Genomic DNA, 21,104 nt, shown 5'->3' with positions numbered 1-21,104 from the left:
GGCCTGCGATGGTCCCATGAATTCGTCTCCTCTTTCCTGACGGATTCGTCAACACGCAAGGTCAGACGCGGATGTTGAGGCGCCGGAGGTTCAATCATGTCAGCCGCTCAATCGAACAGTGTTCCGGGACCTTCGCTGGTACCCGCAAACGATTTGACCCTAACCTCGACAGCACCGCCGCCTCCCGGCACCAATCCTCCACCCTCGCGCTTCCTCCTTTTCACACAGGAGTGGCTCGATCTTCAGAACTACATCCAGCTCGCCCTCTCCATGCCCATCACCCAGGGAGACTTCAATGCGAAATATGGTGACTTCCCGGCCACGGACAAGGGTCTTATCGATGGCGCCGTCGGCGCGATGAAAGACGTCAGTAAACTCTCCGATGTCTTTGGCAGCCCCGTCACCATCAAGAGCAAGATCATCTCGGACCCGCAGTATCTGCTCACGCAGACACCACCCGCCGAGATCTATGGCAACATCGTCTGGCTGGCCAACCAGATCTCCAATACCGCCAGTACCTTCAGCTACACTCTCGCGAATCTGGCCCCACTCATCGGACCGGACGCGGGAACGCCCGCCGTACGTGCGGCTAACCTCAGAGCCATTCTCGACGGCCCCGGCGGCCTTGCGTCCTCGGCGGCCCTGATGCAGCAGCAGACTTCCAATCTCATGACCAAGCTGCTCACCTTCGACGGCAACATCACCGCGGCCAATACCCAGATTCTTAACTACGTCGGCTCAGGATCCTCGCTTCTTCAGAAGGCCAACACGATGATTGGCACAATGACGGACGACATCAACAACAACCTGCAACCGGCCGCCGACAACGCGTACAAACTTTGGCGCGACTACACGATTGCGGCCGTCACCACTTCGGTCGGAATCATGATTCTGAGCTTCGGTCTGGCTTGGCCGGTTGCAGTCGGTCTTGGAGTCGGTCTCGGAGTCGCCGCAGCCCTGGAGAAAAAGGCCTACAACGACCTCATGGACCAGATCGCTACCGAGCGCGGGCAGATCCAGCAAAAGACGAACCTTGTGACCGACCTCAGCGGCTTCAACGGAAAAATCGGTCTCGTTGCTCCCGCCCTGGGAACCTTCAAGTCCAGCCTTGAGACCGTCGAGGGAACGTTCAACACCGCTGCATTGAACCTGGCCTTCATCGCCAACAACTTCTCCGATGCCCAACTCGCCGACTACAGCTGGGTCATGCAGACTCTCAAGATTGGCGATGCACAGTCCAAGTGGCAGGCCATCTCGGCCACCACACAGCAGTACACCTCCAACTCTCTTGTCACGTACAACTTCAGCACCAATTACGGACAGAAGATCGCCTAACCGCAACCCGGCGAGAGGCGCACACGCACCTCTCGCCAACTTCGCCACTTCGGAGCAATTTCGTGATGATCGATTGGAAACTTTTGTCCGACAAATGCAGCGGCTACAGTACGCTCACTGTAACCAAAGATCCCGACACCGGAAATATCCTCGATACGGTCTATGCTGGCCTTCGTGTCAATCTCTCTGAGGTCATGGCTGGTTTTCCGATTGGTGGCGCCTCTGGCCTTGCCCTCTTCGTCGATACGCTCGTCATCGATGCACCTACGCTCGACGCGCGCGGCGTGACCATTCTCGCCCGCTGCATCGACGTGTCCGCGCTGCAGGGCTCAGCCCTTCCTATCGTTACCCCCACTGGCGACTCGCGCATCCTCGAGTTCATCGTCGGCAGCGTCACCGGCGGCACTTTCGCACTCACTCCCGTGTCGAAAACGCCGCCGCCCGCCTATGCCATCCCTTATGGGCAGACACCGCTACAAGCCGTCTATTACACGCTGAACTCCGAGGGCAAGATCGAAACACGGGTTACTCCCGCTGTGGCCGATCTCACCGATCTGATCTCTCGTCCCTGGGCGCTCAATGCCTTTCAGGCCGGTTTCACCGCGGCCTCGCTACTCGCTGACGCCGACGATCTCAGCCGCCAGACTGCGTCCCAGATGCTGCAGTGGATTATTGCCTGCGTTCGCTCCGTTGACGCTGCCGACCTTCCCGGCGCCTTTGCAGATCTCTACAGTCAGGCCGCAGCTCTGATGGTCACGCTTAACGTTTCTCCTGGCTACTACTACGTACCGGTCCTCTCCTCCGCGTTCTACAAGAACCAGTCCGAGGTGCTGGTGGCCGCACTCCAGAGCTACGAGGACAATCTCAATACCCTTGCGATCTCCACCAACATCAGCCAGGCAGTCAAGGATGTAAGCGCTACGTTAGTCGATGTCTCCAATACCGAACTCGATCCTCTCAATATCGAGCTCAAGCAGGTGCAGGACAACATCGATGGCCTTGCCGCCGCCATCGGCACACTCGGCGATCAATACTTCTTCCAGCAGATCGAAGCCCACTCGCGCTTCGCCCTCCTGATCAACTCGATCCAGCAGCAGCGCATTCAGGACTGGCTCACGGCCTGCTTCAAACTTGCGACTTCAATCGTCTCTCTGGGTGTCTCCGTCGGTAAACTTGCCGCTGCAGAACCCAGTGCCGACGGTCTGGCCGATTCGGTCAAGGGCTTCGCCGAAGCATCCAAAGGCTTTTACGACGCCGCCAGCGCCCTCGCCTCGGAGCCCGGTCTCGACACCTCCATGCTGGAACAGGCCAAACTCCTCACGCAGATGCAGGAGTCTCTCATGACCTCCTTCCAGACTGGCGCCGTCCTCTGGGCGCAAGCTCTCAAGAGCGTCAAAACGATCCCGGTTCTGCCGAACAGCCTCAGCGCCGTCACCATCGACCCCGGTCTTGCCTGGGACAACTACGTGGTGCGCGCCAAGCTCAGCATCGCAACGCTTAAGAGGGACAACGGCGAAGGTGTGCAGCAGCCCGCCGATGAGTATCTCGCGAGCCTTGAGATCCTCGCCCAGTATGGCAAAGCCGTCAACGTGAAGATGATCACCTATGCCTCTCAGCTCGCGCGCGGTGTGGTGCTCAAAGCGCAGATCGCCGCAGCCACGACGATCGTCGAGCGCTGGGAGCAGTTGGAGGCCAAGGCTGCGTCCGACCAGGAAAAGCTCGCCGCTCTCAAGGGCGTCCTCCTTCTGCGCTCCAACTCCATCAAGCGTTCGCTGCTCGTGTCTTGGACTTACTACCGCAACTCATACTTCTATCTCTACTTCCAGAAGCCCCCCTACGCCGTCAACATGGACATGAACGCCGCTCAGCTCAAGGGCATCTTCGCCAGCGTCGTTGGATGGGTCGGCCAGCTTCTCGGCGACAATCCCCAATCTCAGAAGATCACCCTCCCATCCAGCAATGTTCAGATCAGCCTTAAATTTCCCATCGTCAAAAGCGGCCAGGCTCTCACACACGGCGACTCCGCTCTCTTAAGCCCTGGGACCGCAGGCAACGGCCCCACCCTGACATGGACGATCCCCGTGGGCACCGACCAACTTGCGGGCGTGCTTCCCAACGACGGGGATGTCGCCATCTGGATTACCAGTGCGAACTTCTTCCTCGACGGCGTCACGCCTAACCAAAAAGGCAACGTCCTCTGCAACATCTCCACCTCCGGCTCTTATCAGAACGGCTTCGGCCCGCCTGAGGCGTTCAACTTCGTCACGAAAGGTCTGGGCAAGGGCTACGCCTATCACCTCCCGGATGCCAAGGTTTATAACCAGTGGGACATCGACTCGCAGGTCTACCAGATGCCAACTCCCTTCACCCAGTGGACCGCTCAATTTGCGTCCAACAACTCTGGCGATCCGTCCACCGCGACCACCCTGCGCATGGATCTGGTCGTCTCGTACCGCACCAGCGACAGCAACTGAAGGAGACCCCATGATTGCTCTCACCCTTCCTGCACCCGCTCAACGAGAAGACCCTGGCACCTGGTTTCAGCTCGTCCCCGATTGTTCCCAGATTCTGGCTTTTTTTGAGGAAGCTGCTTCGATCCCTGCAGACCAGGCCACCTTCATCGCACGCTATGGCAGCTTCGACAACTCCAGCGATGTGACCAGGCTGGTCGCTGCCATCGCCGATATTGCCAGTGCCGCGGCAGCGTTTGGTTCGCCTGCGTCCTTGAAAGCAGCGCTCGTCACCAACCCCTCTCTCCTTACCAGCAACACGCCGCCCTCCGAGATCTACGCCCGGATCGTATGGCTCTGCTCCCAGATCCAGACCACCGCAAGTACTGTGAGCTTCACTCTCGATAGCCTTGCACTTCAGCTCCAGCCTCGTTCCGGCGATGCCGCCCACCGTGCCATGCTGCTCGACCAGCTCTTCAACGGCAACGCTGGCCTCGTGAAGGCCGCGCTCCAGACTGCCACACAGGTCTCCGATCTTCGTAACAAGCTCGCCGCCTTTGGTCCTCGGCTGCAAGCGGATCAACAGAGCATCGCGGCCACCAGTCTTGCGAATGATGCGAACCAGCAGATCGGCGCCCTGCAGGGCGCGCTCACACGCGCGTCCGCGCAACTGGCAGAGATGCACAAGAAGGCCACCGGCTGGAACCCCCTGGACCGTCCCAAACCCGAAGCCCTTGCCCAACTACAGGACGACCTCAACTCCAGGACGAAGCTGCTTGCGGCTCGCAAACAGTTCACCCACGACCTTGGCGACTTCTTTCCGCTTGCGAACAACGCCCTCACCGCGTTCATTGACATGGACTCTCGCCTGGCCCTTCTGCAGGACTCCCTGACCGGCGTCGCGTCTGAGCTCTCCGAGATCACACGCATCTCCAACAAAGATCAGCTATCCGATATCACCTGGCTCTCGAAGGCTCTCGGTCTCCCTGCCCGCATCACCTTCTGGAAAGCCGTGACGGCAGCGTCTCAACAGTTCATGCAGACGTCGCTCACCTCCAACTCCTGAGGCGCCCATGAACGCTCTTCGCTCTCGGAATCTTCGACGCCTCCGCAATTCTTGCGTTGTGTCCCTGCTTGCGGTATCTACCGGTTCCCTTCAGACGCAGGACTACAACTTCGGCCCGGCCAGGGATTCCGTCACCAAGCTCTCGCAACTCGATGCCGCCATCGGCGCGAGTCGTGCCCAACTCTCCGGCCTTTTCTTCGGCCCAGGGCACGTCGATGTTAAATGCTCCTACAGCTGTTTCATTGGTATCTGTCTCTACGACCGTCACTTCACCTACGACGTCAACTTTGCCTCGTGGAAACCCTCTATGGACCGGCTACTCTCCGCCCAGCAGCAGAGCAGCCTTTCCTTTACCTCATACTTTCAAAATCAATTCCGAAGCTGGGTCGCTACCGTGACCACCATTAACTCCTCCCTGCAGCAGGCCTCCTCGCAGGTCACTCAGCTGCAAACCGATCTGCCCAGGCTCGATCCCGCCACGGTCACGCAACGACGGCAGACGGTACAGGCCCAACTCACCGCCATCTCCCGTCAGATCGGCTCAAGTTCTACGCAGGTGCAGGGACTCATGAGCCAGGTCGCGGCCTACCTTCAGCAACAGAATCGGAATCAGGACATCCTCGCTCAGCAGAAGACCAGCTTTGCCACCAACGTCAATCAGGAGCTGACAAAGATGCAGCAGTTCATCGACAGTCAGCCCTGTTCCGGCAATGCCTGGGACCAGTTCAACGGCTTCAAGAGTCGGATCAACGGCTCAATCGATAGCACCGACAAGACCCTCTCTGGCCTTCGATCCAGCGCTGCTGCGTCCGATCAGGCTGGCAGCGTCCTGCTCGGCTCCATGAACAACATGGCGAATCGCATGAATCTCGTCACCACGCAGCTTGCCCAGGCCCAGACCATCCAGGCCACGAACACCGCGCTGGCCTCGCTGCACATTACGGTCGCGGCCCAGGCTTGGCAAGACTTCTCCAACTATGCCAGCTCCCAGGTTGGCAAGTAGCAAATAAAAACGCGAGCTCGGAAGCTCGCGCTTTCTTATTGTTTTACGTTGAGAGGATTACAGCGCAGCAAGCATCTCGCGCGCCATGCGTACCTCTTCAGGCCCGATGGTGTGCGGCCTGCCGGGATAACGACGGAGTGTGACGTGGCCGCCAATCTTCTGCAGAAGGTCGGCGGATTCCTGCACGCGCGCCCACGGCACGTGCGGGTCAGGATCGCCCGAGCTCAGAAGCACAGGTGTACCAGCCAGATCTCCCGCAAGCGTCAGTGGCGCATCCGGAGGTCCTATCAGGCCGCCGGTGAAGGCCAGAAGCGCTCCATACTTGCGTGGATTGCGGCCGACAAACTCGGTTGCAAGGCAGGCTCCTTGGGAAAAGCCTGCAATCGCAATCTTCTCCGCGGGTATGTCTGCCTGCAATGCCATATCCAAGGTTGATTGAATCTTAGCCAACGCAGACGAGAGGTACGGTTCGTTCTGTTCCCGAGGCGCGAGAAACGAGTAGGGATACCATGTGTGTCCCGCCGCAGACGGAGCCAGCATGGCCCAGCCTGCCGGAACGATCTCCTGCCCAAGGCCAAGGATGTCTTCCGCCGAGGCTCCTCGGCCGTGCAGCAGGATGAGGACTCCCGCCGCATCCGCAAGCGATGTACCCGCGGCTACGACGGGCTGTGTTCCGTGTGGGTTCTGTGGGCTCACAGTGTTGCCTCGCTTTCGTTTGCAACAGCCTTCTCTGCTTTGTGAAGCGTGATCGGCTGCACACGCGATTCGATCAGCTTGCGCTGCGGTTCAAACCACTCCGGGATGCGCAAGGCTTCGCCCAGCGACTCGATGGGCTCGTCGATCAGGAAGCCCGGAGAGTCGGTCGCAATCTCGAAGAGCACGCCGCCCGGCTCGCGGAAGTAGATGGAGTGAAAGTAGGTTCTGTCCTGCACGGGCGTCACGCTGACGTTCCGTCCCAGCTCCTGCTTCCAATCCAACTGCGAGGCATCATCGCTGGCGCGGAAGGCGATGTGATGCACCGTGCCCGCACCCATACGGCCTTGCTGCGCGTCCTTGTCCACGACGATGTCCAGAATGCGACCGCGTGCATCACCATCCGGTGCGTAGCGGAAGCGGTCTCCCTCCTCGCCCAACTTGCGATAGCCCATCATGCTCAGCAGAGACTCCGTGCGCATCAAGCTCAGTTCCAGCAGCGTTGTTCCGAAGAACCCTTGGATCGCATACTGCGCCGGCACATCGGAGTAGCGCGGTGCGGCCACTGCCTGGGCTTCCGTATGCTCCACCAGTTCAAGTACCATGCCATCCGGATCGCTGAAACTCAGGTGCGCACCGCCGAAGTAGACGTTCTCTTCCGTGGCGACGCCTTTGCTGACCAGCCGCTTCCGCCAGTAAGGCAAAGAGCCAACAGGAATCGAGAAGGCTGTGGCAATGGTCTCTCCAGCGCCGCGACGTCCCTGCGGCGTCCCAGGCCACGGGAAGAAGGTCAGGATGGTGCCCGGCGTTCCCGTGTCGTCGCCGAAGTAGAAGTGGTACGTCTCCGGATCGTCAAAGTTTACGGTCTTCTTGACGAAGCGAAGCCCAAGGACCTGCGTGTAGAAGTCGAGGTTCCGCTGAGGATCGGACGCGATGGCTGTGACGTGGTGAAGACCTACGATGGGAGTTCTCATGATTCTCTCCTTTGGAGTGTGTTGCGATTAGGTGCGGGCCGCGAGGACGAAAACCTTCTTCGCCAAGAGGCAAATGTGTGCCGCGAGCCAAGTCTGTGTTGACTGCTACTGCGGTGCGTTTGTGTCGACTGCCTTCAACTGCTTTTCAAGCTTTCGGAGATTGATGAAGGTATCCGCACGCTCATTCGCCGAAAGCGCGCCCATCCAAAGCTTCAGATTCGCGCTGTGTTTTTCAAAGGCGGGAAGAATCACGGCTCTCCCCTCGTCCGTCAGTTCCAGCACGCGAGCCCGGCGGTCGCTCTTACTGAACGTCCTTGCGAGCAGGCCTTTTGACTCCAAACGATCCACGGCGGCGGTCATCGACCCGGTTGCGAGCAACGCGCTCGTCTGAATCTCCGTAATCGTCATGGGCCCCTTGTGCAGGATCGCTTCCAGCATCATAAAATCGGTCAGGCTTAGGCCGCTTTCGACGAAACTCTGCTCAATCAGCGAACTCATCCTCCGATAGCAATGTGCAAGGGCAATCCAAACCTGCTCCGGCTTGGGGCATCTCTTCACTATTGGGCTGCTCTCTCTTGCGATCATTGTTTGGCTTGCCATCTCTCGCCCTTCCAGTCGTACACAAGATAGATGATTATCCTGATGAAAGGATTCTTTTGGACAGGATACTTCCGGGCGTACCTCCAGAAGTTGCGGTTCTCACCATTTCCCCATGTATCTACAGAAGTCCATGCGGCTTGAGGGGTTGTTAACAGACACAGCCGTCACCGATCTGCGGGATGAGCTGCATCCCGTGGACCGATGACGGCGAATGAAACGTCTTTTACATCGACGGCGTTCCAGACTGCACTTTCGAACAAACGGGCGATGTCGTATCGCTCATCGAAGGTGGAGGAATCAGCTTGCCCCAATCTGATGGGGCTGAACCCATGGTAAGAATCAGCGTGGCTCCATCCTTGATCTGGGCGTGCCGGAACCAGGAGTTTGGCAGATCGACCCCGTTGAGTGTCGCCGATTGCACATACCGGTTGAGACCGTCGGGATCCAGGTTCTTCGAAAGAATGCGCAGCTTCTTTCCGTTGCCCAAAGAGAGCGAGGCATCTGGAATGCTGGGTGTGCTGATGAGATAGACGTCCTGACCAGCGATTGGGAAGAGACCGAGGGTTGAGAAGATCAACCAACTCGACATCGCGCCGGAATCGTCATTGCCAGGAATGCCTGCACGGTTGTCTGCGAAAGCTTTTTCCAAAGTCATGTGAACGATGTCGGCGGTCTTATCGGGTCGCCCCGCATAGTTATAGAGCACGGGAAGAAGAAAGCCAGGTTCGTTGGTGACGTCGAAGTGGCGACGCAGAAACGTCCAGTCGAGGCGATGGGCGAACGCTTCGTTCCCTCCGGCCATCTCGATCAGGCGGCGCATATCCTGCGGAGCGTAGATGGAATAAGTCCAGATATCTCCCTCGTAAAAGAAGTCCGGCCAGGTACCGCGCACAACGAGGTATGGGGGAGCCCAACTGCCATCAGGATTGCGTGGTCTCATAAAACCCTTGAAGCCTTCCACGCTCATATCTTTATCCCAGAGGTGCTCAAAGTTATGGGCGCGGCTGGCATAGAGTGCAGCTTCCTTCGCTTTGCCCAGACCGCAAGCGACTTCGGAGATAGCGAAATCATCGTAACTGTACTCTGCTGTGCGTGAACCGGAGCGCTCATCGGCAAGCGTAACGAATCCCTTTTCGTTGTAATCCTTCAGGCCTCCGCGACCCTCTTTCTGTTGATCCGTTGGAGGCACCTCCGCATCGTGCACCATCGCGGCGAAGGCGGTTTCATAGTCGATGCCTTTGAGCCCCTTCACCCAGGCATCGGCCACCACGACGTTCGCATTGGAGCCGCCCTGGGTGCGTCCATTGTCGTTGCCACTGCGAGCATCTGGCATGTAGCCGGTATGACGATAAATGTCGATGAGCGCACGAAGGATGTCGCGCTGACGATCGGGCGAAATGAGCGTGAGCAAGGGACTTGAAGTGCGGAAGGTATCCCAGATGCAATAGAAGTCGTCGTAGTAGGGCTCGCTGGATTGCCAATCCGGGTTCTCGCCGGTACGGTCTGTAGGCATCAGCATGATGTGATACATGGCGGTATAGAGTTGACGGCGCTGAGAGTCGCTTTCGCCTGACAGACTGAGCTTGGCCAGTTCAGAGTTCCAGAGCCCGGTTGCGGCATTGCGCACCGTCGCAAAGTTCCACGCGGGAACTTCCTGCTGCACGTTGTGCTTCGCTTGTTCTGCACTGATAAAGGAGATGCCGACCTTGGCCTGGATCACCTGATTTGCTTTCGTTGCAAAGTCGAAGGAGGCGCCTACGGGGGTGTTCGCGCCTACGGTTACGTCCTGGGCAGTCGTCAGATCTTTGCCGCTCCACGTATGCGTTGCGTTCGCAGGCGTGTCGAGCGTCATGTAGTAGTAGACCTTATACTCACCGCCTCGGTTCCAACCGCCGGTGAAGCGTGCTACTCCCTGCACTTCATGATTGGAGGTAAGGTGGACTTCCGCACCGAGAAACTTCTGTGCCTGCCAGTCGGTCCCGAGACTCAGCGCCGAAGCAACGTTGATCGTAATATGCGACTGCTGCGACGCGGGGAAGGTATACCGGTGAAACCCAACGCGGCGGCTGCTCGTCAACTCGGCCTGCACTTGATAGCGAGTGAGCTTCGCTGCATAGTAGCCGACACGATTTACTTCATCGGTGCGTGGAGTCTTAATGTCATTCAGGTCGAGCGGACCGGTGACGGGCGCGACGAGAATATTTCCATATTTGCCTTGCGCGCCGCTGAGGTGCAGATGCGAGAAACCAAGAATCACGCCGCTGCTCGAATAACCAAAGCCTGACCGTCGGCCATCGAAGGTCTGCATATCGGGGCCGACCTTCACCACGCCATAAGGGATCGCGGAACCGACAAACGTATTTCCACCCCAGTCCACACCGATAAAGGGATCGACATTGCGCGTGTAGTCCACCTGCGACTGCACTTTTGCACCAACGAGCGGAGTAGCAATGCTCCACAGAGCGATGCAGGTGGCAGCTAGACGACGAAGTTGGATCCACCGGGAAGGTGATGCAGGGAGATGCCGCATGAATAAATATCCTTCGTTCTTGGATTGGGCTGGTAGTGAAAGATCGTCTCACAATCTACAGGTCCTTGCCGCTGGAGTAATACCAGCGGCAAGGAACAGAGGCAAAGCTAGAACGAGTAACGAAGGCTGGCCTGCATGGATCTCTGACCGGTCTTGCTGTTGACCTTGCCGAAGGTATTGATCGCTGGCGTTCCGTTCGTAAAGGTCGCATCGGCTGCGGCCCAGTTTGGATGGTTGGGGAAGTCGAAGGCTTCAAAGCGAAAGATGAGGAACTGGTTGTCAAAGGTTTGGAAGCGCTTCATCAGAGAAGCGTTGAAGTTCTCCAGGCCGGGATTGCGGAGAATATTACGGTTCTTCTGTGTTGTGAACGTACCGGCCGGAGCATAAGAGAAGACCGCCGGGTTGAACCAGTAGTTACTATCTCCCGACGAAGTAGAGAACTTGCCGTTGCCTTTTAGGTTGGCGCCGGGAGTAATCTGCAGCAGTTGTGCCCCGCTACCTGCTCCCACTCCGGCGATATCGCTCGTCGTAGCGACGGAGAAGGGCGTTCCTGTTTGGAAGTTGTAAATCTGGCTCAGTTGCCAGCCGCCCAGGGCCTCGTTCGCGAACCGGCTGTGGCTATGGAATGGAAGTGTATAGACAGCGTTGATGGTAATTGCATTCCGGATATCGTAGTCTGCCGGGCCGCAGATGGCCTTGGGATCGTAAGTGTTCGGAAGGAAGTTCTTCTGGAACGAGCCGCAGTCCGAAGCGTGAGCGTAGGTATAAGCGACCCCGAAACCAAGTCCGTGTTCGAAACGATGATTAAGGTCCATTTGGAGACCTTCATATGCCGAACCTGCACTCTGCTTGACCTGAGTGATGGGTCCATAGCCGAGGAACGGACGATAGGCGTTGATATTCTGTTTACCGATGGCCTGCTGCGTTCCAGGCTGGGCCTGGTTGAGGTTGGACTGAAACTGCCCGTGCAAGCCGCGACGACCGACGTAAGAGACTCCCAGAATGGTATTGAATCCGAGATCGCGCTCCGCCGAGAAGTTCCAGACATAAGATTCGGGCGGAGGCGAGCTGCGATCGACCCGTCCCGAAATCGTGGGGAACGAACCCGCTGCACCCGCTCCCGGATTGTCCACGCTGCCACCGCTGATACCGGCGTAAGACTGAAGCGGAGGCGCGCCACCTTCGAAGACTCCATCCGACACACCCTGGCGACTGATATACCGGCCAAAGCCCGAGCGGAGTACGGTCTTGCTGTTGAACGCGTACGCCAGTCCGACACGAGGTTGGAAGGTGGTGTAGTGGACATCGATGTATCCACGAGGAAGGTTATGAAAGAGTGAGTCGTATTGACCGGTCACAGCGATGGGCACATGCGCCTTGGCGCTTGCAGTAAATCCGCTGCCGAACAGGACGGTGCCGTTGAGAGGATCGCCTGTGCCTGCGATCGGATTCCCTGTGGTGGGATCCACCTTGATTGCACTCGCAGGGTTATAGAAGGCCGGATCGAAAGTGCCGATATTATTCCAAAGGCTGTAAAAGGGCTGCACGATGGAGTAGCGCATGCCGTAGTCGAAATGAAGTTTCGCACTCACCTTGAACGAGTCCTGGGCGAAGAAGTCGTACAGATTGGCACGGTACGGTGTCTCCGCTCTGGGACCAACTTCGGCATAGCTGGTGAAGAGGCCGAGCGCGGCGTCGGCGGTATCGAGTCCGGTGCCGACAGGATTGGCGCTCGAAAACTCAAACTTACCGTTTTGATTATTGGTCTGTCCGGGAACAGTGTTCTGGCCAGAAATCTGGTCGTCATCATTCGCCGCCGCACGTTCGTAGAGGACACCTACACGTATCGTGTGATTGCCGATGATGCGGGTGACGGTATCGGCGTAGTCCATCACGAGTCCCTGCGAGTGCGAGGGATAAGCGCTACCGTCCAGTGTCGTGATGCCGCTGTTATCAAACTGCACCGTCGGAATTTTATTCGGAAGGTCCTTCCCATTCGGAAAGAGGTAAGGATAGTTGATGCCATACTTGGTGCGGTCGTAGAGCCCCGACGAAGTATCGATGCTCAAGCGGTCCGCACCATGACTGATGGTAAGCAGTACTTCGTTGATCGTCTTTGGGTTGAAGGTGTGGACCCAATCGAGAGAGCCCGTCTGGTTGGGACGATTGTAGAGCCGTGGAACGACATCGTAAGCTGACGAGAACGGATTGTCTTCGTGGTAGAAAAAGTGCATCAACCGGAAGCGGATGTAGTCTTTTTCTGTCGGGATGATGTCGAGATTGCCTGTGTCGATCTGCTGGGTCTGTGGATGGCTCGCCACCTGCAGAAGGTTCTGAGTCCCGAGGAGAAAGTTGGGAGTGGGCGTGGGAAAGGCAGTGAGCAGAGCTACACCGTTCGGGCTAAGGCGGGACTTCGGAATGATGTTTCCCGCAAAGCAGCCAGCTCCGCCAGTCTTGGGATCGCAGGGCAGCGCGGATTGCGGATCCCGGATGTGGGTTGCGATCGAACTGAAGTCGCCTGTGCGAAAGGCTGGATTAGGCACGGTCACCGGGTTCGTATTGGTAGCCGGAAACTGAACGAACGCCTCCGAGTAGAGAAAGAAGACCTTCCCCTTTGGCAACACGCGTGGAACATATAGCGGACCATTGACGTTGAAACCGAACTGGTTGAAGGTGAATGGCGCTACAAAATTCGTCTTGAGAGCTGCAGGATAGTTTGGATTCGCGTTATTCGCGTTGTGGTTGCGTACCCAGGTGTTGGCATTCAGCACCGGGTTCTGTAGATACTCGTACGCACTGCCGTGGAACTGAGAGGTGCCGGCCTTGGTGATGATGCGGACCTGCCCTCCGACGGAGCGACCGTACTCCGCCGGATAATTGGCCGAGAGCACCTGCACTTCCTGCACCGCGTCCAGATCGAGGACGCCCGTCGAGTCGCCACTGGCGCGGACTCGAACGGCCACCGCACCGTCATACGTCAACAGGTTGTCCCGCTCGCGTGCGCCGTTGATATTCAGAGCGCCCAGACCTGTGCTGAACTGAAAGTTGGAGACATTGCCTGAGGTGCTGGTAACACCCGCTTTCAGAAGAGCAAGGTTAATCGGATTGCGTCCGCTCAGCGGCAGCGTCTCAGCCTGATTGGCGGTGATCACTTTGCCGAGCGTTGTGCTATCGGTCTGGATGGCTGTCTCTTGAGCGGCTACCTGCACTGTCTCTGTCGTGGAACCGGCCTTGAGTCGCAGATTGGCCGTGGTGGACACCGAGGGATCAAGATTGTTCCCCGTGCTCGTCAGGCTCGCGAAGGAAGGGGCTTCGACGACGATCGTGTATTTGCCCGGCGAAAGGCTCGGGATGGTGTAGTAGCCGGAGTCATTGGTCGTGCTTTTGTGGGACGTGCCGGTTGCTTCATCCGTGACGGTGACCTCCGCTCCACGGACGACAGCACCTGAAGCATCTGTAATCGTTCCCGAGATGCCGGAGAGATCGGACTGCGCTCTGAGCCCGGTTGCAGGAACGACCAAAAGCCAAAGCAGGATGAGCGTTGCAGCCCAGTTGGAATGCAGGCAGCGTTTGGTTACTCCCACGGAAGAACCAGATGCATGACCGAAGGAGAGCAAAGGACTACACGGGAGACCGTGCTGTGAAAAGCGTCGTCTTGCGGAAGACACTTCTTTTCTCACGGTTGAATGTCGCATCAAAAAAATCATTACTGCTCCTCTTCGTTTCTAAGTGGCTTGCGTGCTGATTTACGTCGAACACAGAGATGACCTGAATGACCCGAGTATTGGAGAATCACGCTGGCGGCGGTAGGTGTATTTCAGGTGTGCGTCCCTGCATGCACGGCAACCGCGACCTATCCCGCTTGGAATAAAGCAGTTGCATTTCGGCGCCGCACTTTTATACACGTGTGTTCGAAGAGTTCACGCAGGGCAAATTTACCGGGCGTTCACATAAGCCCCATAGACTCGCTCTCAGTAAGTGACATAGGACTCATGCAGACTTTAGAAGCACCCATAAAGAGAAACGGAGAATTCACTTTACCGTTGCCAAAGGCGCCTACGGAAAGGGCTGACCGCAGCGATGATCCGCGCTGGCAGTTGGCCCAGCGTATCGCGGCCAGTGGAAGCCTTGGCCGTTCTCGGCTGATGGCGGAGTTCCTGCTCTATGTTGTCGATCGTCACATCCTGGATCGCGGCGACGAGATCACCGAACAGCAGATCGGCGTACTCGTCTTCGGACGACCCGATGGCTACGACTCGAATGAAGACAATATCGTTCGCAGCTATGCCCGCAATCTTCGCAAACGCCTTGAAGAATATTTTTCTGGCGAGGGCAGCCATGAGCCGCTGCGTATGGAGATCCCGCGTGGCGGTTATGTCCCCCAGTTTTTTAATCAGCTAAGTGAGAAAGCGTCCGGCCTGGTGGAGTCCGTTGAAGGCAGCGACTCCGAAGAGGAATACACGTTGGGCGGGGTCTCCGTCCTGCCAAACGCAGAGGATATAGCGGAAACGGAGACGCGTGACAATCGCTCAGGTCTTTCATCTGCTGGTTGGTTTAAAAAACCGAAAGCGAAGCGTCTCTGGAACTTCGCTCTGCCTGCATTCCTGGTGGGTATGCTCCTTGGCATCGGAGGGGCGTTTCTCCTGTCCAGCCAATTGTTTAAGAGAACGAACTTCTCGCCAGCTGCGGCAATGTCGCATACGCTTTGGACGCAGCTTTTCAGCAAAGAGCAAGACACGTTTATCGTGCCGTCCGATGATGGACTGATCATCATGCAAGGGCTTACGGAGAGGCCCGTGCCGCTTGCCAGCTATGTCAATGGAAGCTATCGGACCAATCTTAAGATAGACAACAGTCCGGGTGCCCCAGAGATACTCAAGCTCGGAGCCAGGCGCTACACCAGCGTCGTTGACCTGGACTTTGTTGCTCATCTGGGACAGTTGGAAGAAGCCGTGCCCGCACGCATGATGATTCGATATGCTCGTGATCTGCGCATGGAAGACCTCAGAGTCGGGAATGCGATCTTAATCGGATCCATTGAAGCCAATCCATGGATCGAGCTCTTTCAGCCCCAGATGAACTTTCGCTTCACCATCAACGCTGGCACGAACAAACCGTCAGGAATCCTCAATGCGCAACCACGAGCCGGAGAGCAGAAAATCTATGGCACTCCGGACCCGAATCATACCTACGGCCTCATCACCTATGTTCCAAATCTCACCTCAACGGGACATGTTCTGATTGTGGGTGGATTGAACACGGCTGGCACGGAAGCGGCCACTACGTTTCTCCTTACGCCTTCGTTGATGATGCCGATTCTACAGCGGGCAAAGATGGCTCATGGCGGTTTGCAGAGATTCGAGTTGCTCATCGGTGCCGGAAGCTTCGCGGCCAATGCATCGGCACCGCAGCTCATTCTGGAGCGGATAGGCGCTTCTTAGCTTCACGACGAGGCGGCCCATCTCTTAGACCGCCTCGTCCTGTTCGCGCAATTACTTTCCGAAGCCGGGCAGATCGACACGACGGGCGACGTGGTCCTGGATCCAGTGCGCGTCCCACCACTCCTTGGGATCGATCTGGACACCATCGAGCTGCATGGCAAAGTGGACGTGGTCGCCGCCAGCCATTCCAGTCATACCGCTCAGACCCATAATCTGTGAGCGTTTGACCATGTCACCCACATGCACATCGATCCGGCTCATGTGGCCGTAGATCGTTTGCAGACCGTAGCCGTGATCGACCACAACGCAGTTACCGTAGATACCAAGAGGGGCGGCCCAGACGATACGGCCGTCGTTCGAGGCCTCGACGCCTACATGCTGTGTGACGGCTAGATCATAACCAAGATGCACCTGCTGATCGATCTTCTTACCGTGGTACATATAGCTGCGTACATCCGCAAAGGTGGCCTCGGCCTGCGCATGCGACTGGCGCGTGAAGGGCTGAGACCAGAGGAATTTCTCTGCAGTCTTCAGGCGCAGGTCGGACAGCGTCTTGTTGTTAGCCTGACGCATCTCGGTGTTGATCTTGACGAAGCGCACAACGGGATCACCCGTGCCGTTGGGGTCGAGCTCGCCCAGGACCTTCTGCATGAACTGGTCGGAGAGCTGGATCTCATGCTGTGTGTAGACAGGCTGTTCCTTCTTGGGGAAGATCACGGTCAGCGGCGTCGTCACATCGTTGCCGGCACTATTGGAAGCGTAGGCCAGAGGCGTCGTTCCTGGAGGCATATTCCAGGCAAAGGCGAACAGAGAAAAGAGGCCGGGCTTGCCGTCGGGCATCGGCCAGGCGCGAAACGTCTGGTTTCCGACGCGGACTCCTGCGGAGGTATAGGAGCCCGTAACGTTCATCGTCGCGAGATCCGCCATGCCGAGGTACAGGTAGTGCTGGTCGGAGTCCGCGCTGATGAGAGGCGGCAGCGTGACCACATTCACCTCGCGTTCCAGGCGAGTGGTGCCGTGAAACAGACCGCCAGATGTGGCTTCGAGGATCAAGCGTGCGGGACCATCGTGCAGCTGGGGTGTGGTTTTGACGCCGATCTCGAAGTTGAAGGCAGTATCAGCGCCTTTCGAAGCAGCTGGGGCCTGCCATGCCTGATACTGCGCGCCGTTCTGAGCCAGAGTTGCGGTGAGCTTGCTGACACCGTGCGGATCGCGCACATAGACGGCGATGGGCGTTGCCTGCCCGACTGTGGTCAAGGACGCAGGCACATCGAGTGCAGGCTTGCCGCAGCCGGTCAGGGCCACGCAGAGCGGGAACAATAGAAGACTTGCAAAAGAAATAGGAGTTTCACAGATCAATTCTAGCGTCCGCATTTGGGAGTTGTGTTCGCAGCCGCCCGCATCGATCACGCGAACCGCAAGCAGCCAACAAATACATAGAAAGAAGACGTAGCGGCTCTCGACAAACAGCACCGATGAATAGACATTTCCATGACAACTTGGGTGCCAGGCTTCGAATAAAGTTCGTTAGGTCCCGCTAACGATACCTCAGGGATGCAGGTGAGAACCGGAGCAACCGCCTTCGGTAAGAGAGCAATGGATTGATACTGTGAAAAACGGAAATAACCCAGTCTCAAGCCTCCCTCGCGTTCAAAACAACAAACGACTTGTGGCTATTCTCACGTTTGCCTTCGCATGTATTTTCACAGTGGTATGCGCGACTTGGCCAGACATCTATGGTTTTGCCCGCCCGTCTCAGCCTGGGACACCGCGACAGCTCTTCACGTCGCCCGTTCGCCTCTCCGACGATGTCATGATCTCCCTCAGATCCAGCTATATCCTGCGTGGGCGAGGCATACCAGCGTTCAACCGGATTGATGTAGCTCAGCCATCAACGTCCTATATCGCTCCGTATCTGTTTGCCTGCTTGTTGAAGTTCCTGCAACCGAATGTCGCCATAGTTTTCTATGCCCTGTTAGGCCTCTTCTCTGTGGCGGGTACAGCGGCGATCATCGTCTGGTATTCGAGATCCACCACCAACGCATTACTTCTCGTGTCGTTGCTCGTCTGTACCTCGACCAACTTCAAATTCGCTCTCAATGGCTGGGATCACCTTTTCCAGGGATTCGTCCTGGCATTCGCAACCGCTTTGTCCTTAAAACCCGGAATGACCTCCCGCAGAATGGTCGCCGTATCCTTTCTTCTGGTCCTCAGCACATTGTTTCGGCCAGACGGTCTCATCCTTTCGCTTGGAATTCTCGCAGTCGCATACTTAGCGTCCACGAGTTCCCGCCAATTTCTCCTCTTCGGAGCGGGCCCGTACATAGTGCTGGTAGGTGCAGCTCTCGCCCTTAACCTCCACCAGTTTGGGCATCTCACACCGACGACCACGAGACTCAAGTTTGGCGCGGCACCCTCTCTTGGCTACATCCTCAAATACATCGTTGCGAATGGAATTCTCTCCTACAGCGCTCTGACGCTGCTCGTGATGTTAACTGTCTTCTACTTCGCCTTCTCTCACACAATGTCCAGGGAAAAAGGCCTCCTCGTTGTCAGTTCCTGCCTGGTTACAGCGATCATCGCGTTGTACAACAGCGACTACCTCAGCGGTGCGCGCATGATTTGGTCGCCAGTATGCCAACTGGCCGTCCTGATCGCCGTTTCGTCCCCCGCGTTGTTGTCCTCTTCTAAACATCGACTGAAAGAGCTGCTGGACATCGCCCCCATATACAGACGTCAACCTTCAGCTTCGCCCCCTCAGTCCACGACGAGGGGATTTCGCGCTTTCCTGGCCTTCATGGCGGTAGTCGTCATAGGCAGCTTGACTTCTCTTATTGCGCAACGCCACAAGAACGCTGTCATCTCACATGATTCGCTCTATGAGTCAACGACTGCACAAGAATTTTTCGTTTCGCAATGGATTGCAATCAACCTGGCGCCCACGGACGGCTCCATCGGATTCTTTAATCTTGGCGTGAGTTACGATCTGCCTCGATTCGAAATCGCTGACTTCAATGGCGTGGCGGATGAATCGATCGCGACGCGCAAAGCCAAGGGCGGAATGCCTGGGCACAACAAGTGGAACGTCAGCCAAACCCTGAACAAGTGGAACCCGCAAGCAATCATTCCAGGCGGTCCAATCGACCCCACTCGCCCGGAGACAAGAGCAAATTCCTTAAGCCATGCTCCCTATCTTTTGTCCAACAGCAAAATCACAGGAGAGTATGACTATTGCTATGTGCCGGATTCTGATGGAGGCATAGCAGACAAGTGGGGTTTTTACCTTCGAAAAGACATCGCAACGCGTCACCTGGATCAACTGAGATGTCCAACGGAATGAGGGGCTATATCAAAGTCCCCAACGGACGTTCTTTGTCGTTGGTTGGCGCGTTTCTGGAGCTAAGCATGAGCAGTTCAATTCGCAACTCTGTGATAGCTGGGTTCCTTTCACTGCTCTTCGTCGCTGACCCATCGAAAATTCGGCCTCAAGTCACACCGCAACAGCAGCCAAAGCCGTGGTTGATTCGAGCGGTTATCGCGGTTACCACCCCCAACGAGTTTAAGCTTTGGGGCGCCCGAGAACATCTGCCTGAGACTCTCGACGTGCCTGGCGTCCCGCTACCTGTCCACACAAATGCCGAACATACAGTACTCGGCATGATCAGTGGCGACACCCTCATCAATGCCTCAGCGTCCATGATGGCGATCGGCCTGGATCCGCACTTCGACCTCACACATGCCTACATCATCATCAATGGCATCGCGGGCGTCGATCCGGAAGACGCCTCCATAGGGTCGGCCGCTTGGGCGAATTTTGTGGTCGGCGATGTCATGAGCGAAATAGATATACGTGAGGCTCCAACCGACTGGCCTTATGGCCTCTTCCCTGCGGGTTCCGCACGTCCCAACTCAACGATAGTTCGCCCGGGTTTCAACACTTTTGCGCTCAATCCAAAGCTGGTGGCCTGGGCATTTGAGCAAACCCGCAGTCTTAAACTACCGGACGATTCGGCTACCGAGGCCTTTCGCGCTGCCTACACGGGCCACCCGAATGCGCAACGCCCGCCATTCGTGCTGCTCGGCGACGATTTTGCGTCCGACCATTACTGGTATGGCACAAATCTCACTTCGTTTGCCAACGACTTTGTGAAGCTTAACACGGGTGGCAAGGGAAACTTTGTGATGACGGAGATGGAAGATTCCGGCATTGTGAACGCTCTCGCACGGCTAGATCACATTCATCGGGTAGATATCAATCGAGTCCTGGTTCTCCGCACAGCCAGTAATTACTCGATGCAAGCTCCCGGCACCACCGCGATCGACTCTTTCACCTCTCCGTATCCGGGGGGAGCCAAATTGGCTTACGAATCCGCGTGGCTCTGCGGCAGCACAGTCCTCCACGCGATTCTCAGTCATTGGGATAGGGCGTTCGAAGGTAATCCCACCCTTGACGCGCAAATAACTTCCGCGCAGCAGAACCGCATGCTTGACGAAGATAAAAGGCTCACCCATGTCCTACGTGAAACCCTGCAATCTCCGACCTGGCGCAGCTTCAAGCAAGCCTTGCGCCATAGATCCATCGGTTGGTGGACTTTATGGGTTTTGGGTTGTATTGCTGCCGTATCCGTGTGGTTCCTCTTCAAGAGACGCCCAAGCGCGGCTTCCCGAAGTTCCAGCGAAAGCGAAAAGGCGTTGTTGGCCCCTGGAAATCATCATTAGGTACATATCGTAGTGGGGTCGACGGCCTTTCTTTGAGCTTCAAATTGATACGACGAAGCTCTGTCATGGCTCTCAAATCACGCGGTAAAGCAATGAGCTGCAATACGGGTGAGATGTACCAAAGGTTATACGAAACCGTGCTGATGCAAATAGCCGCCAACACATCACTTTAAATAAGTGACTTATTTCCTTGATGTTTATGGTGACCCGGGGCAGAGTCCAACTGCCGACCTTCGCCTTAGGAGTGCGCCGCTCTATGCATCTGAGCTACCGGGCCACGTCAGATTAGTGTA

Annotated in this window: 13 protein-coding genes and 1 tRNA gene; 7 read left to right on the top strand and 7 right to left on the bottom strand. The window is 56.9% G+C overall.

Going from position 1 to position 21,104, the window contains the following annotated elements; all coding sequences use genetic code 11:
* Positions 1–96: 96 nt before the first annotated feature.
* The 4 genes from ACIPR4_RS05175 (at position 97) to ACIPR4_RS05160 (ending at position 5,854) form a co-directional block, all read left to right on the top strand.
* A complete protein-coding gene (locus ACIPR4_RS05175) occupies positions 97–1,335 on the top strand; it encodes a hypothetical protein (RefSeq protein WP_013567601.1) in 1,239 nt (412 codons plus the stop codon).
* 65 nt (positions 1,336–1,400) lie between these two features.
* Positions 1,401–3,809, top strand: coding sequence for a hypothetical protein (locus ACIPR4_RS05170; protein ID WP_013567600.1), 2,409 nt, complete (start codon positions 1,401–1,403; stop codon positions 3,807–3,809).
* A gap of 10 nt (positions 3,810–3,819) precedes the next feature.
* Complete coding sequence (locus ACIPR4_RS05165; protein WP_013567599.1) at positions 3,820–4,851, top strand: hypothetical protein; 1,032 nt, start codon at positions 3,820–3,822, stop codon at positions 4,849–4,851.
* 7 nt (positions 4,852–4,858) lie between these two features.
* Positions 4,859–5,854: an efflux RND transporter periplasmic adaptor subunit gene (locus ACIPR4_RS05160; RefSeq protein WP_013567598.1), complete on the top strand. Its 996-nt coding sequence runs from the start codon at positions 4,859–4,861 to the stop codon at positions 5,852–5,854.
* A gap of 57 nt (positions 5,855–5,911) precedes the next feature.
* On the opposite strand, the gene ACIPR4_RS05155 is transcribed toward ACIPR4_RS05160, so the two are convergent.
* The 5 genes from ACIPR4_RS05155 to ACIPR4_RS05135 all read right to left on the bottom strand — a co-directional run bounded on the left by ACIPR4_RS05155 (position 5,912) and on the right by ACIPR4_RS05135 (position 14,235).
* Entirely contained in the window at positions 5,912–6,550 is a 639-nt protein-coding gene (locus ACIPR4_RS05155) for an alpha/beta hydrolase (protein ID WP_013567597.1), read from the bottom strand.
* Positions 6,547–7,521, bottom strand: a complete 975-nt coding sequence (locus tag ACIPR4_RS05150) for a ring-cleaving dioxygenase (RefSeq protein WP_013567596.1) — start codon at positions 7,519–7,521, stop codon at positions 6,547–6,549. The genes ACIPR4_RS05155 and ACIPR4_RS05150 overlap by 4 nt, the downstream gene beginning before the upstream one ends.
* A 105-nt stretch (positions 7,522–7,626) precedes the next feature.
* Positions 7,627–8,019, bottom strand: a complete 393-nt coding sequence (locus tag ACIPR4_RS05145) for a MarR family winged helix-turn-helix transcriptional regulator (protein ID WP_049780774.1) — start codon at positions 8,017–8,019, stop codon at positions 7,627–7,629.
* A 325-nt stretch (positions 8,020–8,344) separates the two neighbouring features.
* Positions 8,345–10,651 carry a GH92 family glycosyl hydrolase gene (locus ACIPR4_RS05140; protein WP_013567594.1) on the bottom strand — a complete coding sequence of 769 codons (2,307 nt, stop codon included), beginning with the start codon at positions 10,649–10,651 and terminating at the stop codon, positions 8,345–8,347.
* Positions 10,652–10,758: 107 nt separating this feature from the next.
* Positions 10,759–14,235, bottom strand: a complete 3,477-nt coding sequence (locus tag ACIPR4_RS05135; RefSeq protein ID WP_245536459.1) for a TonB-dependent receptor — start codon at positions 14,233–14,235, stop codon at positions 10,759–10,761.
* A 459-nt stretch (positions 14,236–14,694) separates the two neighbouring features.
* Between ACIPR4_RS05135 and ACIPR4_RS05130 the strand changes: the two genes are divergently transcribed.
* Positions 14,695–16,092 (top strand): hypothetical protein, encoded by a 1,398-nt coding sequence (locus ACIPR4_RS05130; RefSeq protein WP_144312324.1) that lies wholly within the window; start codon positions 14,695–14,697, stop codon positions 16,090–16,092.
* Between the two features lie 51 nt (positions 16,093–16,143).
* Here the strand turns inward: ACIPR4_RS05130 and ACIPR4_RS05125 are convergent, their stop codons facing one another.
* Positions 16,144–17,412, bottom strand: a complete 1,269-nt coding sequence (locus ACIPR4_RS05125; RefSeq protein ID WP_245536458.1) for a M23 family metallopeptidase — start codon at positions 17,410–17,412, stop codon at positions 16,144–16,146.
* 493 nt (positions 17,413–17,905) lie between these two features.
* Here ACIPR4_RS05125 and ACIPR4_RS05120 point away from each other — a divergent pair, with 493 nt between their 5' ends.
* Positions 17,906–19,432 (top strand): hypothetical protein, encoded by a 1,527-nt coding sequence (locus ACIPR4_RS05120; RefSeq protein ID WP_144312323.1) that lies wholly within the window; start codon positions 17,906–17,908, stop codon positions 19,430–19,432.
* A 65-nt stretch (positions 19,433–19,497) separates the two neighbouring features.
* Positions 19,498–20,811, top strand: a complete 1,314-nt coding sequence (locus ACIPR4_RS05115) for a purine-nucleoside phosphorylase (protein WP_083811986.1) — start codon at positions 19,498–19,500, stop codon at positions 20,809–20,811.
* Positions 20,812–21,011: 200 nt separating this feature from the next.
* Here the strand turns inward: ACIPR4_RS05115 and ACIPR4_RS05110 are convergent.
* Positions 21,012–21,088: transfer RNA gene (locus ACIPR4_RS05110), tRNA-Arg, on the bottom strand.
* Positions 21,089–21,104: the final 16 nt, after the last annotated feature.

The sequence above is a fragment of the Terriglobus saanensis SP1PR4 genome, assembly GCF_000179915.2.
Classification (GTDB): Bacteria; Acidobacteriota; Terriglobia; order Terriglobales; family Acidobacteriaceae; genus Terriglobus; species Terriglobus saanensis.
This window is presented reverse-complemented; position numbering and strand designations above follow the sequence as displayed.

Coding starts and splice junctions, on each gene's coding strand:
- ACIPR4_RS05175 (WP_013567601.1), top strand. CDS start 97: ATGTCAGCCGCTCAATCGAACAGTGTTCCGGGACCTTCGCTGGTACCC.
- ACIPR4_RS05170 (WP_013567600.1), top strand. CDS start 1,401: ATGATCGATTGGAAACTTTTGTCCGACAAATGCAGCGGCTACAGTACG.
- ACIPR4_RS05165 (WP_013567599.1), top strand. CDS start 3,820: ATGATTGCTCTCACCCTTCCTGCACCCGCTCAACGAGAAGACCCTGGC.
- ACIPR4_RS05160 (WP_013567598.1), top strand. CDS start 4,859: ATGAACGCTCTTCGCTCTCGGAATCTTCGACGCCTCCGCAATTCTTGC.
- ACIPR4_RS05150 (WP_013567596.1), bottom strand. CDS start 7,521: ATGAGAACTCCCATCGTAGGTCTTCACCACGTCACAGCCATCGCGTCC.
- ACIPR4_RS05145 (WP_049780774.1), bottom strand. CDS start 8,019: ATGAGTTCGCTGATTGAGCAGAGTTTCGTCGAAAGCGGCCTAAGCCTG.
- ACIPR4_RS05140 (WP_013567594.1), bottom strand. CDS start 10,651: ATGCGGCATCTCCCTGCATCACCTTCCCGGTGGATCCAACTTCGTCGT.
- ACIPR4_RS05120 (WP_144312323.1), top strand. CDS start 17,906: ATGATCTCCCTCAGATCCAGCTATATCCTGCGTGGGCGAGGCATACCA.
- ACIPR4_RS05115 (WP_083811986.1), top strand. CDS start 19,498: ATGAGCAGTTCAATTCGCAACTCTGTGATAGCTGGGTTCCTTTCACTG.